Origin of the sequence: Helicobacter sp. 11S02596-1, from assembly GCF_002272825.1 — a bacterium.
GTDB lineage: Bacteria > Campylobacterota > Campylobacteria > Campylobacterales > Helicobacteraceae > Helicobacter_J.
The window spans coordinates 161,962-177,818 of the sequence record NZ_MLAM01000001.1 but is presented as its reverse complement, the minus strand read 5'-3'; the positions used below and the strand labels follow the sequence as shown (position 1 = coordinate 177,818).

Below are 15,857 nucleotides of genomic sequence, written 5' to 3'. Positions count from 1 at the left end.
TCTATTGCAAATCCCCATCGTCTTCAATGTAATATTTAGCAACTCATCATTTGCGTTGCTCCAAATTGCTTATTATATATGGTTTCATAGTGCTTTTTGATTTCTAAAATCTCTTGTGTGCTTTTGGATAGATCATCATTCGTGATGGTGTGGCTGTATTTTGGAATCCTATAAACCTTGTCGTAATACTGGCTGATAAGAATTTCTGCAATTTTGCTCAAATCTTTATTTTCCCATAATGCTTGCACGTGGCAAAAAATATTTTTTGATACATAGGGCTTGATTTTTTCCATCGCAGTAAAAAAATCATTTTCAGAAATATTTTGATACATTCTAGTAATCCTTTGAATACGTGCGTTCAAATCTGATTTTACAAGGATAATAATATGGTTTTGATAGGATCTAAAAAGCGAACTCGGGACGCTGACTTTACCTAATTTTCTTGATTCTGCTTCGATAAGTAAAAATTTTTGACCCGCTTTTTTGCAAAATTCTTCAAAAAGCATATTTTCAAACATTTTTTGTGTGGGTTGCCCTCTTTTTGCAGTAGCCACATTACCAAAGCTTGAGCCATAATGATTGGCAAGTGCTTCAAGATCAATGCTCCAGTTTTCTTGATTTTGGATGATTTCGGTTTTGCCACATCCTGTATGCCCACAAAGGGTCAAAAACACGTGCTTCATTGGGGTAGAAAAATATTCTATGACCTTTTGGCGATACCCTTTGTAGCCATTTTCAAGCTTTTTGACCCGAAAACCGATATGGCTCAAGATGACATAGAGTGCCTCGCTCCTTTGCCCGCCTCTCGCACAATAAATCAAAAGTTTATTTTTGTGATTCAATACAGCTTGGAGTTTTTTATCTTCTGGGAGAGAATCTAAGATATGTGAAATATTTTTGCACGCAATGCTTGCCCCAAGGATTTTTGCTTTTAGCGGGGATTCTTGCTTGTAGATCGTGCCGATTTTGGAATGTTCATCATCGTTTAAAACAGGGAGATTGATAGCATTTGGGATATGCGAATATGCGTATTCAGCCGGGCTTCTCACATCGATGATACCATCAAAATCCTCCCAACCCGCTTTCATTTGATGGTATTGCCTTGGATAAATAACCACCAGCTGAGCGCTTTGGCTTCTTGGAGTTTTTGATAGAGGGCTTGGGCTTTTGCTTCATCTGTTGGGGTCTTACTCGCATTATCAAAATATTCTACTCCCCGCTCCGGCGTATAGATAAAACGATGGGTCGCAACAGCATAATAGCCTAGCGCATAGCGATCGCTTTGGTATTTGAGGTTAGGATTGTTGCTAAAAAGTGGCTCACCAAAGCTCGCATACGTAAAACCTTTTGGGGCAACAAGCTCGATGATTGTCGAGGCAATATCGATATGAGAGCCGATATCGCTAAGTTGCTTGGGGCTAAGCACTGGGGAATAGAGGATGAGCGGGATGGATTTGATGATACGATTATCCCGTTTGGCTAAAGGATACATCCGATCAAAATGATCGCCGGTGATGACAAACAAAGATTCTGGGAAGCGCTTGGAGGCTTCTTGGATAAAACGTGTGATTTGTTTGTCATACCACCAGATATGCCCGAGAACATTTTCGTTGCTCTCTTGAAATCTCTTTTTGTCCCCAAAGTGGGTTTCTAAAAATTTTTTGATGGCTTCAAGCGGGACGCCAAAAGATTTGAGATCGACATCATAAGGGGGGTGATTGGATGTTGTCATCACCATATTAAAAGTCGGGCGCTCCGCATTGGTGGTATTTTGAACCATATAATCAAACAAAATATCATCATAAACACCCCATAGATTTTCCAGAGGGGGTGGATAGTCTTTATTTTTGGCGTATTCGAGCATATCGGCATTATAGAAATTTTTGTCAAAACCCTCTGCAAGCGTATATCGGTCGAGCTTTTGCCACGTGCCAGAACCCCCGTAATAAAATCTAGTCTCATAGCCTAGTTTTTTCATTATTCCCCCAATAGCTGTGGGGAATAATGGGAGATTCCCGACCATTGTGTTTATGGGTATTTCCGTTTGAAAAAGCCCGGTGATTTGCACATCAAGGCTTTTGATCGTGCTAGGGGCATTTTCTAAAAAATGCTTGACTTTAAAGCCGTGTTTGCCATCAAGGAGCGATTTTAGCCCTGCGGTGAGTCCGATGGTGTCAAATTCAGGGTCAAATTGCCATTCACTGAGGCTTTCAGAGACGATATAAAAAATATGCTTGATTTTGACACTAGAGGTGTTTTCACTCGTGCGAGTAAGCAGGGCAGGGAGATCAAAGGGAGGCTTGGCATCAATAGGTAGATTGAAAAAATCTTTTGCAACACTAGCGGGGCTTTGGTCTGAAAAATCTGAAAATTTTGCATTTGTGATTTTTTTGTAATCCCGATAAACCAGATAAAGATCTCGGAACGCTCCGGGTGTGATTTGTCGTAAAAAAGGGTTTTTGGATGGGTGGATATGCTGGTCGAGGGAGAGCGCTTTGAATCCCAAATGGGAGTTGATAAAAACGAGCATTATCCCTGCAAATACTACCAATGAGCCAAAAATAAAGGCTTTGGACGATTTTTGCGATAGGTTTTTGGCACATCTTTCTATTAGCGTGGCTGATTTGGCATAGAGATACACCGCCAAAACGCTAGCCATTAGCCAGAAAATTACTTTGGTAATGATGTGATAATCCCCTCTTAAGCCTGTTTGGAAAATGGCTTTTTGGTCATCAAAGACAATGCCTAAAAGATTCCCATCAAATGTGTCGCCATAAATATTATAAAAGCCCATATTGGCGATACCCAAAAATATGCAGATAAAAAATATCATCCCAGCATAGACCAAAAGGATGCGCTTTTGAAAACGGCTCGAAATCACGGCAAAAGCCAACAAAAAAAACAAACCCAGCGCAATGGCAACTGCCCTGTTGTCGTATTTTGCCCCATCGATGAGGGTCTGAAAAATATCCTGGAGATTTGCCCCCCCCCCTATCGCTCCAAGACCTATGCCGACATAAAGAATAAAAGCTAAACGAATCGCAATAAAAAGCAGACTGAGAAATATCCCAAAAAGAATGGATTGGAGAATGGTATTGAGGATTTTCATCGCCGTTTTACCAATCTTTTGATACCAAAACCCACGATACCCATCATCGAAAATACCCATGTAGGCACATCAATGAGGTAGTCAAAGATATTTTTTGAGCTAAGGACACCAAGCCCATAAGCAAACAAACTGATAAGGTAGATAAAGCCTAGAGGCTTGTGGATAAAATACGCCAAAATCGTGATAGCACAGCCGATGATAATCGTGATTTCTCGGGGTTGGTAATACAAATCAAAGGGAAGGATATTTAAAACGCTGAGATATAAAATGAGCCCAAAAATAAAAATAAAAATAAAAGCTTTCAAATTCATCAACGTGCGACTTGAAACCCTCAGGCTCTCAAAGATACTCATTAGGCTCAAGGTGAATAAAAACACGCTCATTTCCCCTACAAAGCTATAAGTAAGCATAGTGATAGAAAGCCCATTGAAAGGGATATTTACAACGATACCAGAAAGGATTATCAAGGCAATGTTGGTAGATATTTTTATCTTTGCCATATGCCCAAAATACCCAAAAATCGCCATATAGAGAATCGAAAACACATAATAATTCATTGTCTTTTCCCTGATTGTTGTTTTTGCAGATAGGATTGATTGAATCGGATATGCCTTATGTTGGCTCTATCGTGGGTATAAACGATGTCGATATTATCACCATCTGTGATGGTTGTCGGGTAGCTGACCTCGCCGTTTGGAGCGGTTGTCTCATCGAGGATAAAAACCTTTTTAAATTCGGTTGGAGAAAGCATTTTTGAAAATGTGAGCGTGCCTCGGGCAAGTTTTGGGTTGCGCTCAAAGGTATTGTGGATGAGGTAGATGTTTTTGTTGAAATTAATCAGATTCGCAGAGTTATTGTGATTTTTTACATTTGTCATTTGCGGTTTTTGCCAATCCATCCTGCCCCCCCCCCCATTGTTATTTTGAGTGCATACTTGTGAAAACATCACATCATCATAACGATCGTGATTGCGAAACACAGCTAAGCAAGTTATATCTGAAAGCGGGGCTAGGCTTGGTTGGAGCTGGCGGTGGAGGTGATTGGGCTTTGTGATGGTGTCAAGCTTGCCTTCTGCATTAAATTTTAGAATCAAAGCGTATTTATCGGCAAGTTCGTGATAAATGGGTAAATAAAATCCGCCATCGTTTGTTTTGATAGGCACAGAGCGCACGAGGTTGCTGATGTTGAGAAATGGGCTGAGCTGGAGTGTGCCTTGATAAACAAAATGCTTGCTGGGTGAAAAATTTTCCATAGTGAGTTGGTAGATCTTGCTGGTTGCCCACCCGCCAATGCTTGTCCCCACGACAAAAAGATAGATTTTTTTCCCATCGCGATAAAGCACAGGATTGCCGAGTTTTTTGATGTATTGGTGGGATTTTTTGGCTAACTCTTCTCGGGTGAGCAGGACAAATGCGGGATTCCATTGGTGATTTTTGGCATTGTAAATGCTCCCATAAATCTTGACATCCTTTGCTCCCTCCCTGCTCCCAGCAAAAAAGGCAGCAAGCAAATCGCCATTTTCGAGATAGGTCAGCGTTGCTGCGTGTGCGGAGCGGACACCTTTTGGCATTGGGATGTCTATTTTTGAAGCATACGGGGGTTTGTAGGGCGTGGGTGTGAGCGTGATTTGAAAATCAATAGAATTTTGCTCTTTTGGCTCGAAATATAAAAAAGCCCCGCCAAGCAATATCACGCTCAAGATAAAATAAACATTTCTTATCAAGCCTGACTCCATTGGAGCAATCGACCCCCGTTTAATGGGATGATATTATTTTGGATCAATCGGATTTGGCTCGGGATTGCGGTGTGTTTTTTGTGTAACTTGACTGCCTTTTTTGGGAGTTTTGAGATATTGTAGTTGGTTTTTGCATTGTCGCTGATAAAGGCTTGGAGATTGTGGAGTTTGTCGTGTTTTTCAAAAAGCTCACACAGCATAGCAAGCATATTGGGGGCAGAAAAGATACCCGCAGCGCCATTGTCTTTGAGCTTGTTTTTCTCCAGATGGGGGGCGCTATCAGAGCCAAAGCTTACTTTTGGGTGGGCATTCAAGGCAAGTGCTAAAAGCATATCTCTGTCTTTTGGGGTTTTGAGGATGGGTTTGCAGAAATGATGGGGTTTGAGTCCCGCACCCAAAACATCATCGAGCGTCATTGTGATATGGTGGAGTGTGAGGGTGGCATAAATGTTTTCATAATCTTCTAACAAGGCGATACTGCGGTGATCGCTCATATGTTCGATGATGATTTTGAGCTTGGGGAAATCCTTGGCAATGGCGGCAAATATCGGACCAAATTCGTATTCTCTTTCCATAGAAAAGCCACCCGTTTCGCCGTGAATGGAGAGCATAAAGCCAAGATCTTGAGCGATTTCAAATATTTTTAGCGTTTGAGGCGTGAGGATTTCTGCCAACCCATTATCAGAATTTGTCGTCGCACCTTTGGGATAAAGCTTGAGGATTTTGATCCCATTATTTTTGGCGGTTTTGAGTTCTTCTTCATTGAGGGCGTCGGTGATATAAATAGCGATGAGGGGCATAAAATCTTTGTCTTTGGCACTGCTTTGGATTTCTTCTTTGTATTCCATCGCAAGCTGGGTGGTTGTGATGGGGGTAGAGAGATTTGGCATTACAACAGCGCCGCTGAATTGTGAGGTGGTAAAATCGATGATATTTTTGAGCATTTCCCCTTCTCTTAAATGCAGGTGCATATCCAAAGGGTTTAACAAGGTGATTTCTTCCATAAGCTTGCCTTTAAATTTATCGTTTAATTTTACTATGAATTATTATATAATCAAAATATTTCCCAATATCCCCTAAGAAATGCGAGTATTTTTGCAGACATTTTTATCGATACATAAAATACCGCACGCGAATCCTAATAAGTGTCGTTGTGCTGGGTCGTGGGTAGTCTTTATAAGCGATTTGTATGGTTTTTAGGGTATTGCGATCCAAGATGATATAGCCTGATTTTTTGAGGATTTTTAAACCCGTAATATCGCCGTTAGGGTGGAGATAAAATTCAACAGCATTTTGCCCATCTTGCCCTAGATAGGCGGCAGTTCTGGGGTATTCGAGGTATTTTTGGGTAATCCTGCCAATTTCACGCAGGTTGTTTTCAATAAAATCTTTTTCTGCCTCGCCTAAATCCCCAAATTCTTCGCCATAAAGCTCATCAATATCTTTTTTGGTTTGTCTATCCATTCCTTGATTGTTATCCCCATTGATACTCGCACGTGAAGATGGGGATTGAAAAGCTAAGGATTGTTGTTGGGAGAGCAAAGAAAGGTTTTTGGGATCGATATAGCCTTTTTGATAGGGGTGTAGGGCTTTATTTGGGGAATTTTCTTGTTTTTTTTGCTCGGTGGTGTTATTTTGTTTTTGTTTGTTTTTTAATGGCGGGGCGGGGTTTGGTTGGGTAGAATTGGGAGGTGTTGGGCTGGGCTTATTTGGCGGGGTTTGGGGATTTTGCTGGGGCGTGGGGGTGGTGTTTGTGCTATGGCTTGCCAGCGTTGGAGGCACTGCACCGGGTTTTTGCTTGGTTGGGTCAGTGGAATGCCCGCGTTTTAGGATCAAAAGATTGCTGGGGTCTATTTTTGTGAGTTGGGGTTTTTGTGTGTGGATAAATTTGTTTAAATTATAGATAATCAGAGCAATCAGCAAGTGAATGAGGATGGAGATAAGCAAAGAGATAAGAAAACGTTTTTCAGATTTTTTATCTTGCATTTTTTTTGTTTATAGAATTTTGTTTTTGTTTCAATGACGCCCAGAAATCATCATCAATGATTGTCTTTTTGTTTTCTTGACTATCGAGATCGATTTTATCGATAAGTAAATTTTGTTTATTGCTCAAAAGCACGATATATCGGTAGTTTTGGCTTTGAATGAGGATGATTTTGTTATGGGTATCGATAGTTTTTGTCGAGAGAATTTGTAACGATGTGTATTGATCGAGTTTGTTTTTTCGCCAAGGATTCTCCGAGCTGAATTTTTTTCGCACCAGCACCAGCACGACGATGAGAAATCCCATAATGCCCAGAACTATCCAGTAGGGATAGTCTTCATCGAGTAAAAAATTATGTTGGGGCAGGGTGATGGGCTGGGATTTGATTTGGGGGGTTTTGTTTAAGAGGGCATTGATGTGGCTAGTGGATTCTTCAGGGGTGAAGCGAAATCTCAAGGTGTAGCCATCTTTTGACTTGGAAGCTTGGATTTTAAACGGCTTATTGCTTTTTGGCACGATGTAGAGATTATCATTTTTTGAAAAAATTTCTATGGATTGCAGAACAGAAGATGAAAATTTTTTTTGCCATTTTTCACTGATAGAAAGATTTTTTAGTGCGATGATTTTTTCATTTTGGATTGTGAGGATTTTGGGATGAGAGGAAAAAATGCCATCAGAAAGCAAAAGCAAATCCAAATGCCCTTTGCGATCAAAGGTTTGGATGTCTTTGATTTCGATTGATTGGGCAATACTCAATGCAATCGCAAGGATCAGAAATAATCGCTGTAGCATAAAATTTAGAAATCCTTAGTCAAATAATAAACAATAGCATTGGAGTCTAAAATCTCATTGAGCCTGATGGCAAGATTTTTCTCATATACCATCACTTCTCCCTTGCCAATAACCCTGCCATTCACAAAGGTATCGACGCTTTCGCCTGCGGGCTTTTGCAAATCAATAATCGAGCCTTTTTCAAACTTCAATATTTCTGCTAGTGCGATTTTGGTCGAACCTAGTTCTGCCATAAAGCTGACTTCCATATCCAAAAGCCCTTCATAATTGCTCATTAAATCCTCAAGATACGTAGCCAACTCAATGTCTTTTTGGGAATGGATTTTTTGTTTATCTAAAATAGGGTTTTCTTTTGCCATTATTGACCTCTTATAAAGATACTGCAACGCCCGCTTTGGAGTCTAAAATGCAGACCTTTGTCGTAATTTTTGATGAGTTTGATACCTAGATATTTGGGTGTGGAGATGTCAAAATGACTGCCTTTTTCTTGCACGATGACTTTCGCACGCCCTACCGTGAGGTTGGTAAGCTCTTTTGCCATATCGATAAGCGCGTCTTCTGAGGGGTCTTCCTCTGATAAAAAATGCTTGCACATAATCTTTAAAAACGCTTTGTTAAAAGCCAGATAAACAACGATACCGCTTTGAAGCATTTCGATCGACGATAGATAACCTCTTTTTAGGGGCATAATGGAATCTTGAGGCATCATATCAATGCTTTTTTGGATGATATCAAAAAAACTCTCGTGAATAATTTGCATCCCAAGCCTTTCTTAAGTGTATTCGTAGGATTTTTGATTATACCTAGATTTTCTTTATGCGGGTTTGAAATTGCTCTTTGAGGTGCAGAAATCCACCACAAAACAATTATGGCATTCTGGTTTGATGGCTTTGCAGATATACCTGCCAAAAAGCACAAATGCCTGATGGAGAATGCTCAAATCTGTCTTGAAAAGTTTTGTGAGTTCTACTTCTGTGGCAATGGCGGTTTTTTCTTTGCTTAGCCCCAATCGATGCGATGTTCTAAATACGTGCGTATCCACAGCCATATAATTGGCCTCAAAATATTCGATCAAAACGACATTCGCCGTTTTTTGTCCCACGCCTGCGAGGGTTTTTAGCTCCTCTTGGCTGGTGGGGATTTTGCCATCAAAATCATTGATGATTTGGTTTGCCATTTTGATGAGATTGCTCGCTTTGTTGTTAAAAAACGAAACCGATTTGATGATTTCTTTGAGCTCTTTTATATCGGCTTTTGCGAGCATCTCTGGCGTGGGGTATCTCGCAAAAAGTGCGGGAGTAACGATATTGACCCGCTTGTCTGTGCATTGGGCTGAAAGCATTACACAAACCAATAATTCATAGATATTGCGGTATTTGAGTTCAGTTTTTGGATTGGGGTAATGCTCTAAAAACCGCTTTTTTATCTCTAAAATGCGTTGTTTTTTTGTCATTGTGGCATTTGCTCGACTTCGATGTATTTTGCCTCGTGCTCTCGCAGGGCGATTTGGGATTGGTTGATAGAGATAGCTAGGGTTGATTTTTTTGTCGAGCAATATAGGAGTGTAAAAATTGCATTTTTGGCAATCCCAAATGATATGAAGCGATTTTTTAGAGCATTGTCGCAAAAATCAATATTTTTTATTTTGTATGATTTGCCTTTTTCACATTGATCGAGCGTCATTGCGATCCTTTGATTTGAAATTTTTGCTTATTCATAATTTGATTCATTATAGTATTGAATATTAAATTTAATATTCAAATCAATTTTTTTTCATTTCGTTTTTTATCTCATCGACAATAATATCAATGGGTGTAAAAACCCTACGCAAGATGTTAAATGGTGCTTTGATGGTGTCTTCAGCCAGCGTGATTTCTGTTTTGGGTTTTTCTAGCGTGCCATTGACAATAATATTAGTCGAGATTTTTCCCTCATCACCAAGTATCAGATAGCCCACTACGGGTATTTTGTTGATGATATTGCTGAGATTTTTGATGGTCGATATAGTGAGATTCATATTGATTTCATCTGATCCGAGCTCGATGATACCATTCCCATCGATATCCATCGATTGCCCGATGAGATTGATATGTTCAAATCCGATATATTTGGAGTTGATCGCAAATGTGATACTGCCTTTTTGGATTTCATAGCCATCAATGCCGATATTGGGATTTTTGAATACGATGAGTGAGGGGACGGTATCGATGAGATTAATGATATTTTGCAAAAGTGCAAAATCTTTAAAAAGTGTGTTTTGGAGTTTGAGTTCGCCATTGAAAATATCATCTCTATAAGCGCCTATAAGGGTATAAAGCCCGCCCCTGATCATATTTTTTTTGAGGATTTTATTGACGAAATCACCACTGAAATTATTGGCTTTGATGAGGATATTTTGATGGGCGATGTCAAGATTGGCGACACCATTTTTGTAAGTCCCATCAGCTCCAAATCTCCCATCGCGGATTCTTGCATTGATATTTTCTAAAGGGATTTGATAGCCCTTATACGTGATGGTAGTGTTGTCTGAATCAATCGTAGTGATTTGGGGTTTGATATTGTGGAGGCGTTCATACCTTTGTTTTTCGCGTATAAAATGCGTTTCTTCTTCGATTTGTTTTTGTGTGAGCTTGAGCTTTGATGGGGCAAGCATTTCTTTGATTGCAGGGATGTCGCTTTTGAGAAATTCATCGAGGTTGAAATCAAGATTTTTGAAGGCAATGTTGGTTTGATTGTCTTTGATGTTGAGGGTAATATCTTGGCTTGGAGAGGAAGCGGTGATGACATCATTATTGATATTGCCTGAAATAGCAATCTTATCAAGCTGGCTACCATCTTTTTGGTAAAGTGGGAGATTGAGACCCGATAGTTGGACTTCAAAGTCAATATTTTCAAAACGATGTGTTGCGATTTGGAGGTTGCCATTTTTGATAGCAAGGTATTGCATTAGCGGGGAATAGGGGGCAAATTTGCTTAAATCTTTTGCGTTGAATGTATAAAAATCATCATCCATCTTTGCTTCAATGTCAAACTCAGGTATGTCTAAAATTACGGATTCTGGGTTTGAAAAATCGACGTCAAGAGCAAGCGTGGGGAGATTTTGGCTGTCGGCATAAAAAATATCTTTCGTGAATTTTTTTTGAGATTCTGCTTTGATAGCCTCGATGATTTTTCTTTTGAGGGATTCTGGGTTTTGGGGCGTTTGAGCGGGCAATTTTTGATCATTTTGGTTGGCTTGGGCTGTTTGGTTTGTGGGTATTTCGTTTGGCACTTCTTTATCTATTGATGTTTCTTCATTTGTTGGCGTTTCTTTGTCTGCTGGTGTTTTTTGTGTGTCTTCTTGATGTTCTTGGTCTTTTTGCTCGTTTTGTTCTTGGCTCTCTTTAGCTACTATAGGGGCTTGATAGGGCTGGGTATTGATGTCGTTATTGGTGCTGATTTGGAGTTTGTGGATGGCTGTGCTGGCTTGGAGATTTTTATCTTGGAGATTGAGAGTGATATTCGTGTCAATATCAGCGATATTTTGGTATCTGGTGTGGATCGTATTGATATAAACGTATTTGGATTCAGGCGTGATGTCAAGGGAGACATTGGCATTTTGGATATCTAAGGGGATGTCATATAGCAAGAAATGGTTTTCTTGGGAGCTGATGAGCCCTTTGGCGCTAAAAATAGGCTCAGAATCTTGCAAAAACTGGATAGAAAGATTGATATTTGTATCCAGAGGCGATTCGATGGCTTCTAATGGCAACGTGATGCCATAGACGCCCAGTAAATTTTTGATAGCTTGGGTGTAGCGGGCTTGTTTGGAAATGATCTTTATATCAAGTTTAGGGGATTCAAGCAGATTAGAGACGCTAAGTGCTGAGCCATCTAGGTCGGTATCTCCATACACGGGATTTTGTAAGCCAATAGCAACTTTTTGATTTTCTAGTTTTAGGTTGGCTTGTTTGGCACGGATGGGTTCGAGATTGTTATCAAGATAAATTTCTGGATTTTTTAGACGCATTTGGATGTTGGCATTTTTAATCAATGTTGCTAGAAAGTGCCTTTTTGTGAGCGTTGCTTGAATCTTTGTTGCAAAGATTTGGAGGCTGGAGAATTTTATTTTCTCAAAAATCCATTCTTGCAGTTCGGGTTCGTCGATTTTCTCAAAAAATGGTTGCAAGAATGCAATATCTTTGATTTCAGAGGTTTTGGCTTTGAGTTCAAGCGTTTTGAGATTGGTGATGCCTTGCAGATAAAGCACGGCATTTTTTGATTGCAGTGGGGATATAGCGAGATTGAAACCGAGTTTTCTGGTTTGGGTCGAGTAAATGATATTCCCATCGGTTTGGATACTGGCATTTTTGAAGATGAGGTTGAGGATTTTGAGATGGATATCTTTGCCATCATTTTCGATCGCAAAATCCGCTTGGATATTGGGGAATTTTAGTTGGTATTGCTTGCCATCATAAATCACAGAGGCTTCTCTGTTCTCATCTAAAACGATTTTTTTGATACTGAGTCTTTGGAAATAAGACACCGCCCAAATGCCGTATTTGATATTTTCAGTAAAGGCTTCTATGTCGAGGGGTTGTTGGGTATCTGCTTTGAGATAGGCGGATACATCGAGCTTGCCGATGTCAAGTATGAGCTTATTGTCTAGTTTTAGATACAATGCATCGATATTAATTTTACCAATTTTGAGATGTTGGATAGAAAACCCATCAGATAAAACTTTATACCCTGCAAAAAGAAGTGTGATGATAATAACAAAGAAAATAATGAGGCTAAGTATTTTTTTTGATACGATTTTACTCATAGCGGTGTCGATCTTTTTTTATTTAAGTATTCCTATGCGTTCGAGTAGCGTTATTTATATGCCACAGGGGTCGATTGCTGGGATTATAACATATTTGTCTAAAAATAATTTTGATGTGAATGGTTTTGATAAATATATTTTGCGCATAATGGGAAAGCCACAAAGCGGGTGGATAGATATTGGAGAGACTGAGCTTACTAAGGGCGATTTTTTATACCGCCTCACCAAGTCCAAGGCTGCTTTGAAAGATATTACACTTATACCGGGTGAGACAATGTATTTTTTTATCCGTGATGCGAGCAATATTTTTGGACTCAAAGAAGCTGATCTATGGGAAGCTTACCACCGGTATGCGCCATTTCCAGATGGGGTGATTTTGCCAAATACGTATAAATTACCATTGGGGATTAGTGCGAATTATTTAATGCAATATCTCGTGAGCCAATCAATGAATAAGCATAAAGAATTAGCGATGAAGGTTTTGGGGCGTTTTGATGAGAAACAATGGTTTCGTTATGTAACGCTTGCTTCGATCGTGCAAAAAGAAGCCGCAAATCAAGAGGAAATGCCTATCGTGGCTGCAGTTATCTACAATCGGATAAAAATTGGTATGCCACTACAAATGGATGGATCGCTCAATTATGGGCAGTATTCGCACACAAAAGTAACGCCTGAACGTATCAAAAAAGATACCACGCCTTATAATACCTACAAATATCGTGGTGTCCCTCCCTATCCAGTCGGGAGCGTGAGTATGGATGCGATTTTGGCAGTCATCAACCCAGCAGATGTGAAATATCTGTATTTTGTAAAGACAAGGAATGGGAATCATATTTTTAGCACCACTTACCAACAACATTTGAAAAATATCCGCTAGATTCTATTGAATTTTATAGAGACGATGGTAAGATTTTGATGGCAGATTTTTGAAAGTTTTTTGGATTTGATTTTTTAAGGCTAATAAATTTTTAGAAAGCGCAATGGGTTTCAAAGGCGAAGTCCCATTTTGAAATTTTTGACAAAGATACAATTGGGATTATTCAAGATTTTATGTTACTATTTTTGGATTGAAGGTTGAATCTGCCGTTTTAGGGGTGGGGATTGCTGAACTGAATATGTCAATCAAAGGAGAAAATGATGTCTAATATGGTTGCTCCAAAGGATAAGCCCGTCTGGGTGAATGAAGATCGTTGCAAGGGTTGTGATATTTGTGTTTCTTTGTGTCCTGCTGGTGTTTTGGGTATGCGACTTGATGCGAACAAGGTGCTAGGTAAAATCGTTGAGGTTGCCCATCCAGAGAGTTGTATCGGTTGCTTAGATTGCGAATTGCACTGCCCGGATTTTGCGATTTATGTCGCCGATAGAAAAGAATTCAAATTTGCAAAGGTTTCTCAAGCTGCACAAGAAAGGGCGCAAAAGGTCAGAGAAAATAATTTTATGTTGTTGAATTAAAACTTTATCTAAAAAAGGGAAGATAATGCGAGAAGTTATTTCTGGTGGAAATGAATTAGTGGCGATGGCTGCTATCGAGGCTGGGTGTAGGTTTTATGGGGGTTATCCCATCACGCCATCCTCAGATATTATGCATCAAATGAGTGTTTTGCTTCCAAAATATGGTGGGCATTTTATCCAGATGGAAGATGAGATTAGCGGGATTTCAGTTTCGCTTGGGGCGAGTATGAGTGGTGTCAAATCAATGACGGGAAGCTCGGGACCGGGGATTTCTCTCAAAGTCGAGCAAATCGGGCTGGGCTTTATGGCTGAAATCCCGCTCGTAATCGCTGATGTAATGCGTTCAGGTCCCTCCACGGGGATGCCTACCCGTGTCGCACAAGGTGATATTTCTTTTTTGAAACACCCCACTCACGGCGATTACAAATCTGTCGCTATTGCGCCGGGGAATCTAGCGGAGTCTTATACAGAGGCATTTCGGGCATTCAATCTAGCAGAAGAACTGATGACACCGGTATTTTTGCTAATGGATGAGACGATTGGGCATATGTATGGTAAGACGATGATTCCTGATCTGGAAGAAATGCAAAAAACAATTGTCAATCGAAAAACCTTTGATGGCGATCCTAAGGATTACCAGCCCTATGGTGTCCCTGAAAATGAGCCGGCTGTTTTGAATCCATTTTTCAAAGGCTATCGCTACCATATCACGGGACTTCATCACGGACCTATCGGATTTCCAACCGAAGATGCGAAGCTCGGTCAAGCCTTGATTGATCGCTTGTTTGGCAAGATACAATCCCGCATTGATACCATTAGCAAAAACGAAGAGCTTGATCTTGAAAATGCTGAGGTCGCTATCATTGCGTATGGCTCGGTGTCTTTGGCAGTAAAAGAAGCGATGGTGGAGCTCAAAAAACAAAATGGCAAGAAAGTCGGGCTTTTCCGTCCGATCACGATTTGGCCTAGCCCTGAAAAACAAATCAAAGCGTTGGGTGAAAGATTTGAAAAAATCTTAGTCATTGAGCTCAATAAAGGGCAATATATCGAAGAAATCGAGAGAATCCTGCAAAGAAAAGTGCATTTTATGGGGCAGGCAAATGGGCGCAGTATCTCGCCTGCACAAATTATCTCTAAGCTAAAGGAGATCTAAATGGCATTTAATTATGATGAATATTTACGAGTGGAGAAAATGCCCACTTTGTGGTGTTGGGGCTGTGGCGATGGCGTTATCTTGAAGTCAATCATTCGGGCGATTGATGCGATTGGCTGGAAGATGAATGATGTGTGTTTGGTAAGTGGGATTGGTTGTAGCGGGCGGATGAGTTCTTATGTGAATTGTAACACCGTTCATACCACGCACGGCAGGGCTTTGGCTTATGCTACGGGTATCAAGATGGCAAATCCAGACAAACACGTCATCGTTGTATCAGGCGATGGTGATTCGCTTGCGATTGGGGGGAATCACACCATTCACGCGTGTCGGCGGAATATTGACATCAATTTGGTAGTGGTAAATAACTTTATCTATGGGCTTACAAACTCACAAACCTCACCCACAACACCCAAAGGGATGTGGACGGTAACTGCGCAATATGGGAATATCGATAACAATTTTGATCCCTGCAAACTTGCTGATGCGGCTGGGGCGACATTTGTTGCGAGGGAGAGTGTTTTAGACCCCAAAAAGGTCGAAAAAGTTTTGATTGAGGGATTCAAACACGAGGGATTTAGTTTTTTTGATATCCATAGCAATTGCCATATCAATCTCGGGCGTAAAAACAAGATGGGCGAAGCTGTCCAGACGCTTAAATGGATCGAATCGCGCACGATTTCAAAACGCAAATATGATGAGCTTAGCGATGAAGAAAAAGAGGGGAAATTCCCTACGGGCGTCTTGAAGCACGACACGACAAAAACCGAATACACCCAAGCCTATAAAGAAGTCATCAAAAAAGCCCAAGAAAAAGGAGGGCATTGA

16 protein-coding genes are annotated in these 15,857 nt (G+C 40.3%); 4 read left to right on the top strand and 12 right to left on the bottom strand.

The window, feature by feature from the left end; translation table 11 throughout:
- Positions 1-35: 35 nt before the first annotated feature.
- The 12 genes from mnmH to BJI48_RS00775 form a co-directional block, all read right to left on the bottom strand.
- Positions 36-1,088 (bottom strand): tRNA 2-selenouridine(34) synthase MnmH, encoded by a 1,053-nt coding sequence (mnmH, locus tag BJI48_RS00830; protein WP_095330845.1) that lies wholly within the window; start codon positions 1,086-1,088, stop codon positions 36-38.
- A complete protein-coding gene (locus BJI48_RS00825) occupies positions 1,085-3,169 on the bottom strand; it encodes an alkaline phosphatase family protein (protein WP_257874333.1) in 2,085 nt (694 codons plus the stop codon). Before BJI48_RS00825 ends, mnmH begins: the two co-directional genes overlap by 4 nt.
- Positions 3,106-3,666: a hypothetical protein gene (locus BJI48_RS00820; RefSeq protein ID WP_095330841.1), complete on the bottom strand. Its 561-nt coding sequence runs from the start codon at positions 3,664-3,666 to the stop codon at positions 3,106-3,108. Before BJI48_RS00820 ends, BJI48_RS00825 begins: the two co-directional genes overlap by 64 nt.
- A complete protein-coding gene (locus BJI48_RS00815; protein WP_257874332.1) occupies positions 3,663-4,832 on the bottom strand; it encodes a sialidase family protein in 1,170 nt (389 codons plus the stop codon). The genes BJI48_RS00820 and BJI48_RS00815 overlap by 4 nt, the downstream gene beginning before the upstream one ends.
- Positions 4,829-5,848 carry a dihydroorotase gene (gene pyrC / locus BJI48_RS00810; protein ID WP_095330837.1) on the bottom strand — a complete coding sequence of 340 codons (1,020 nt, stop codon included), beginning with the start codon at positions 5,846-5,848 and terminating at the stop codon, positions 4,829-4,831. Before pyrC ends, BJI48_RS00815 begins: the two co-directional genes overlap by 4 nt.
- Positions 5,849-5,951: 103 nt before the next feature.
- Positions 5,952-6,830, bottom strand: coding sequence for an energy transducer TonB (locus BJI48_RS00805; RefSeq protein ID WP_095330835.1), 879 nt, complete (start codon positions 6,828-6,830; stop codon positions 5,952-5,954).
- Positions 6,820-7,620 carry a hypothetical protein gene (locus BJI48_RS00800; RefSeq protein ID WP_095330833.1) on the bottom strand — a complete coding sequence of 267 codons (801 nt, stop codon included), beginning with the start codon at positions 7,618-7,620 and terminating at the stop codon, positions 6,820-6,822. The genes BJI48_RS00805 and BJI48_RS00800 overlap by 11 nt, the downstream gene beginning before the upstream one ends.
- A 5-nt stretch (positions 7,621-7,625) precedes the next feature.
- On the bottom strand, positions 7,626-7,979 hold the full coding sequence (gene fliN / locus BJI48_RS00795) for a flagellar motor switch protein FliN (protein ID WP_095330831.1): 354 nt from the start codon (positions 7,977-7,979) through the stop codon (positions 7,626-7,628).
- The gene (locus tag BJI48_RS00790) at positions 7,979-8,380 is read right to left on the bottom strand and encodes a chemotaxis protein CheX (RefSeq protein ID WP_095330829.1); all 402 of its coding nucleotides are present in this window, start codon (positions 8,378-8,380) and stop codon (positions 7,979-7,981) included. Before BJI48_RS00790 ends, fliN begins: the two co-directional genes overlap by 1 nt.
- Positions 8,381-8,434: 54 nt before the next feature.
- Positions 8,435-9,073: an endonuclease III gene (gene nth, locus BJI48_RS00785; RefSeq protein ID WP_095330827.1), complete on the bottom strand. Its 639-nt coding sequence runs from the start codon at positions 9,071-9,073 to the stop codon at positions 8,435-8,437.
- On the bottom strand, positions 9,070-9,303 hold the full coding sequence (locus BJI48_RS00780) for a FeoA family protein (RefSeq protein WP_095330825.1): 234 nt from the start codon (positions 9,301-9,303) through the stop codon (positions 9,070-9,072). The genes nth and BJI48_RS00780 overlap by 4 nt, the downstream gene beginning before the upstream one ends.
- 79 nt (positions 9,304-9,382) lie before the next feature.
- On the bottom strand, positions 9,383-12,424 hold the full coding sequence (locus BJI48_RS00775) for a DUF3971 domain-containing protein (protein WP_095330822.1): 3,042 nt from the start codon (positions 12,422-12,424) through the stop codon (positions 9,383-9,385).
- On the opposite strand from BJI48_RS00775, the gene mltG reads away from it, so the two are divergent.
- The 4 genes from mltG (at position 12,387) to BJI48_RS00755 (ending at position 15,857) form a co-directional block, all read left to right on the top strand.
- A complete protein-coding gene (mltG, locus tag BJI48_RS00770) occupies positions 12,387-13,301 on the top strand; it encodes an endolytic transglycosylase MltG (RefSeq protein ID WP_257874331.1) in 915 nt (304 codons plus the stop codon). The genes BJI48_RS00775 and mltG overlap by 38 nt on opposite strands.
- 260 nt (positions 13,302-13,561) lie before the next feature.
- Positions 13,562-13,876 carry a 4Fe-4S binding protein gene (locus BJI48_RS00765; protein ID WP_095330818.1) on the top strand — a complete coding sequence of 105 codons (315 nt, stop codon included), beginning with the start codon at positions 13,562-13,564 and terminating at the stop codon, positions 13,874-13,876.
- Between the two features lie 25 nt (positions 13,877-13,901).
- Positions 13,902-15,029 (top strand): 2-oxoglutarate synthase subunit alpha, encoded by a 1,128-nt coding sequence (locus BJI48_RS00760; protein ID WP_095330815.1) that lies wholly within the window; start codon positions 13,902-13,904, stop codon positions 15,027-15,029.
- Positions 15,030-15,857 carry a 2-oxoglutarate ferredoxin oxidoreductase subunit beta gene (locus BJI48_RS00755; RefSeq protein WP_095330813.1) on the top strand — a complete coding sequence of 276 codons (828 nt, stop codon included), beginning with the start codon at positions 15,030-15,032 and terminating at the stop codon, positions 15,855-15,857. It begins immediately after the preceding gene.

Coding starts and splice junctions, on each gene's coding strand:
- mnmH (WP_095330845.1), bottom strand. CDS start 1,088: ATGAAAGCGGGTTGGGAGGATTTTGATGGTATCATCGATGTGAGAAGC.
- BJI48_RS00825 (WP_257874333.1), bottom strand. CDS start 3,169: ATGGGTATTTTCGATGATGGGTATCGTGGGTTTTGGTATCAAAAGATT.
- BJI48_RS00820 (WP_095330841.1), bottom strand. CDS start 3,666: ATGAATTATTATGTGTTTTCGATTCTCTATATGGCGATTTTTGGGTAT.
- pyrC (WP_095330837.1), bottom strand. CDS start 5,848: ATGGAAGAAATCACCTTGTTAAACCCTTTGGATATGCACCTGCATTTA.
- BJI48_RS00805 (WP_095330835.1), bottom strand. CDS start 6,830: ATGCAAGATAAAAAATCTGAAAAACGTTTTCTTATCTCTTTGCTTATC.
- BJI48_RS00800 (WP_095330833.1), bottom strand. CDS start 7,620: ATGCTACAGCGATTATTTCTGATCCTTGCGATTGCATTGAGTATTGCC.
- fliN (WP_095330831.1), bottom strand. CDS start 7,979: ATGGCAAAAGAAAACCCTATTTTAGATAAACAAAAAATCCATTCCCAA.
- BJI48_RS00790 (WP_095330829.1), bottom strand. CDS start 8,380: ATGCAAATTATTCACGAGAGTTTTTTTGATATCATCCAAAAAAGCATT.
- nth (WP_095330827.1), bottom strand. CDS start 9,073: ATGACAAAAAAACAACGCATTTTAGAGATAAAAAAGCGGTTTTTAGAG.
- BJI48_RS00780 (WP_095330825.1), bottom strand. CDS start 9,303: ATGACGCTCGATCAATGTGAAAAAGGCAAATCATACAAAATAAAAAAT.
- mltG (WP_257874331.1), top strand. CDS start 12,387: ATGAGGCTAAGTATTTTTTTTGATACGATTTTACTCATAGCGGTGTCG.
- BJI48_RS00775 (WP_095330822.1), bottom strand. CDS start 12,424: ATGAGTAAAATCGTATCAAAAAAAATACTTAGCCTCATTATTTTCTTT.
- BJI48_RS00765 (WP_095330818.1), top strand. CDS start 13,562: ATGTCTAATATGGTTGCTCCAAAGGATAAGCCCGTCTGGGTGAATGAA.
- BJI48_RS00760 (WP_095330815.1), top strand. CDS start 13,902: ATGCGAGAAGTTATTTCTGGTGGAAATGAATTAGTGGCGATGGCTGCT.
- BJI48_RS00755 (WP_095330813.1), top strand. CDS start 15,030: ATGGCATTTAATTATGATGAATATTTACGAGTGGAGAAAATGCCCACT.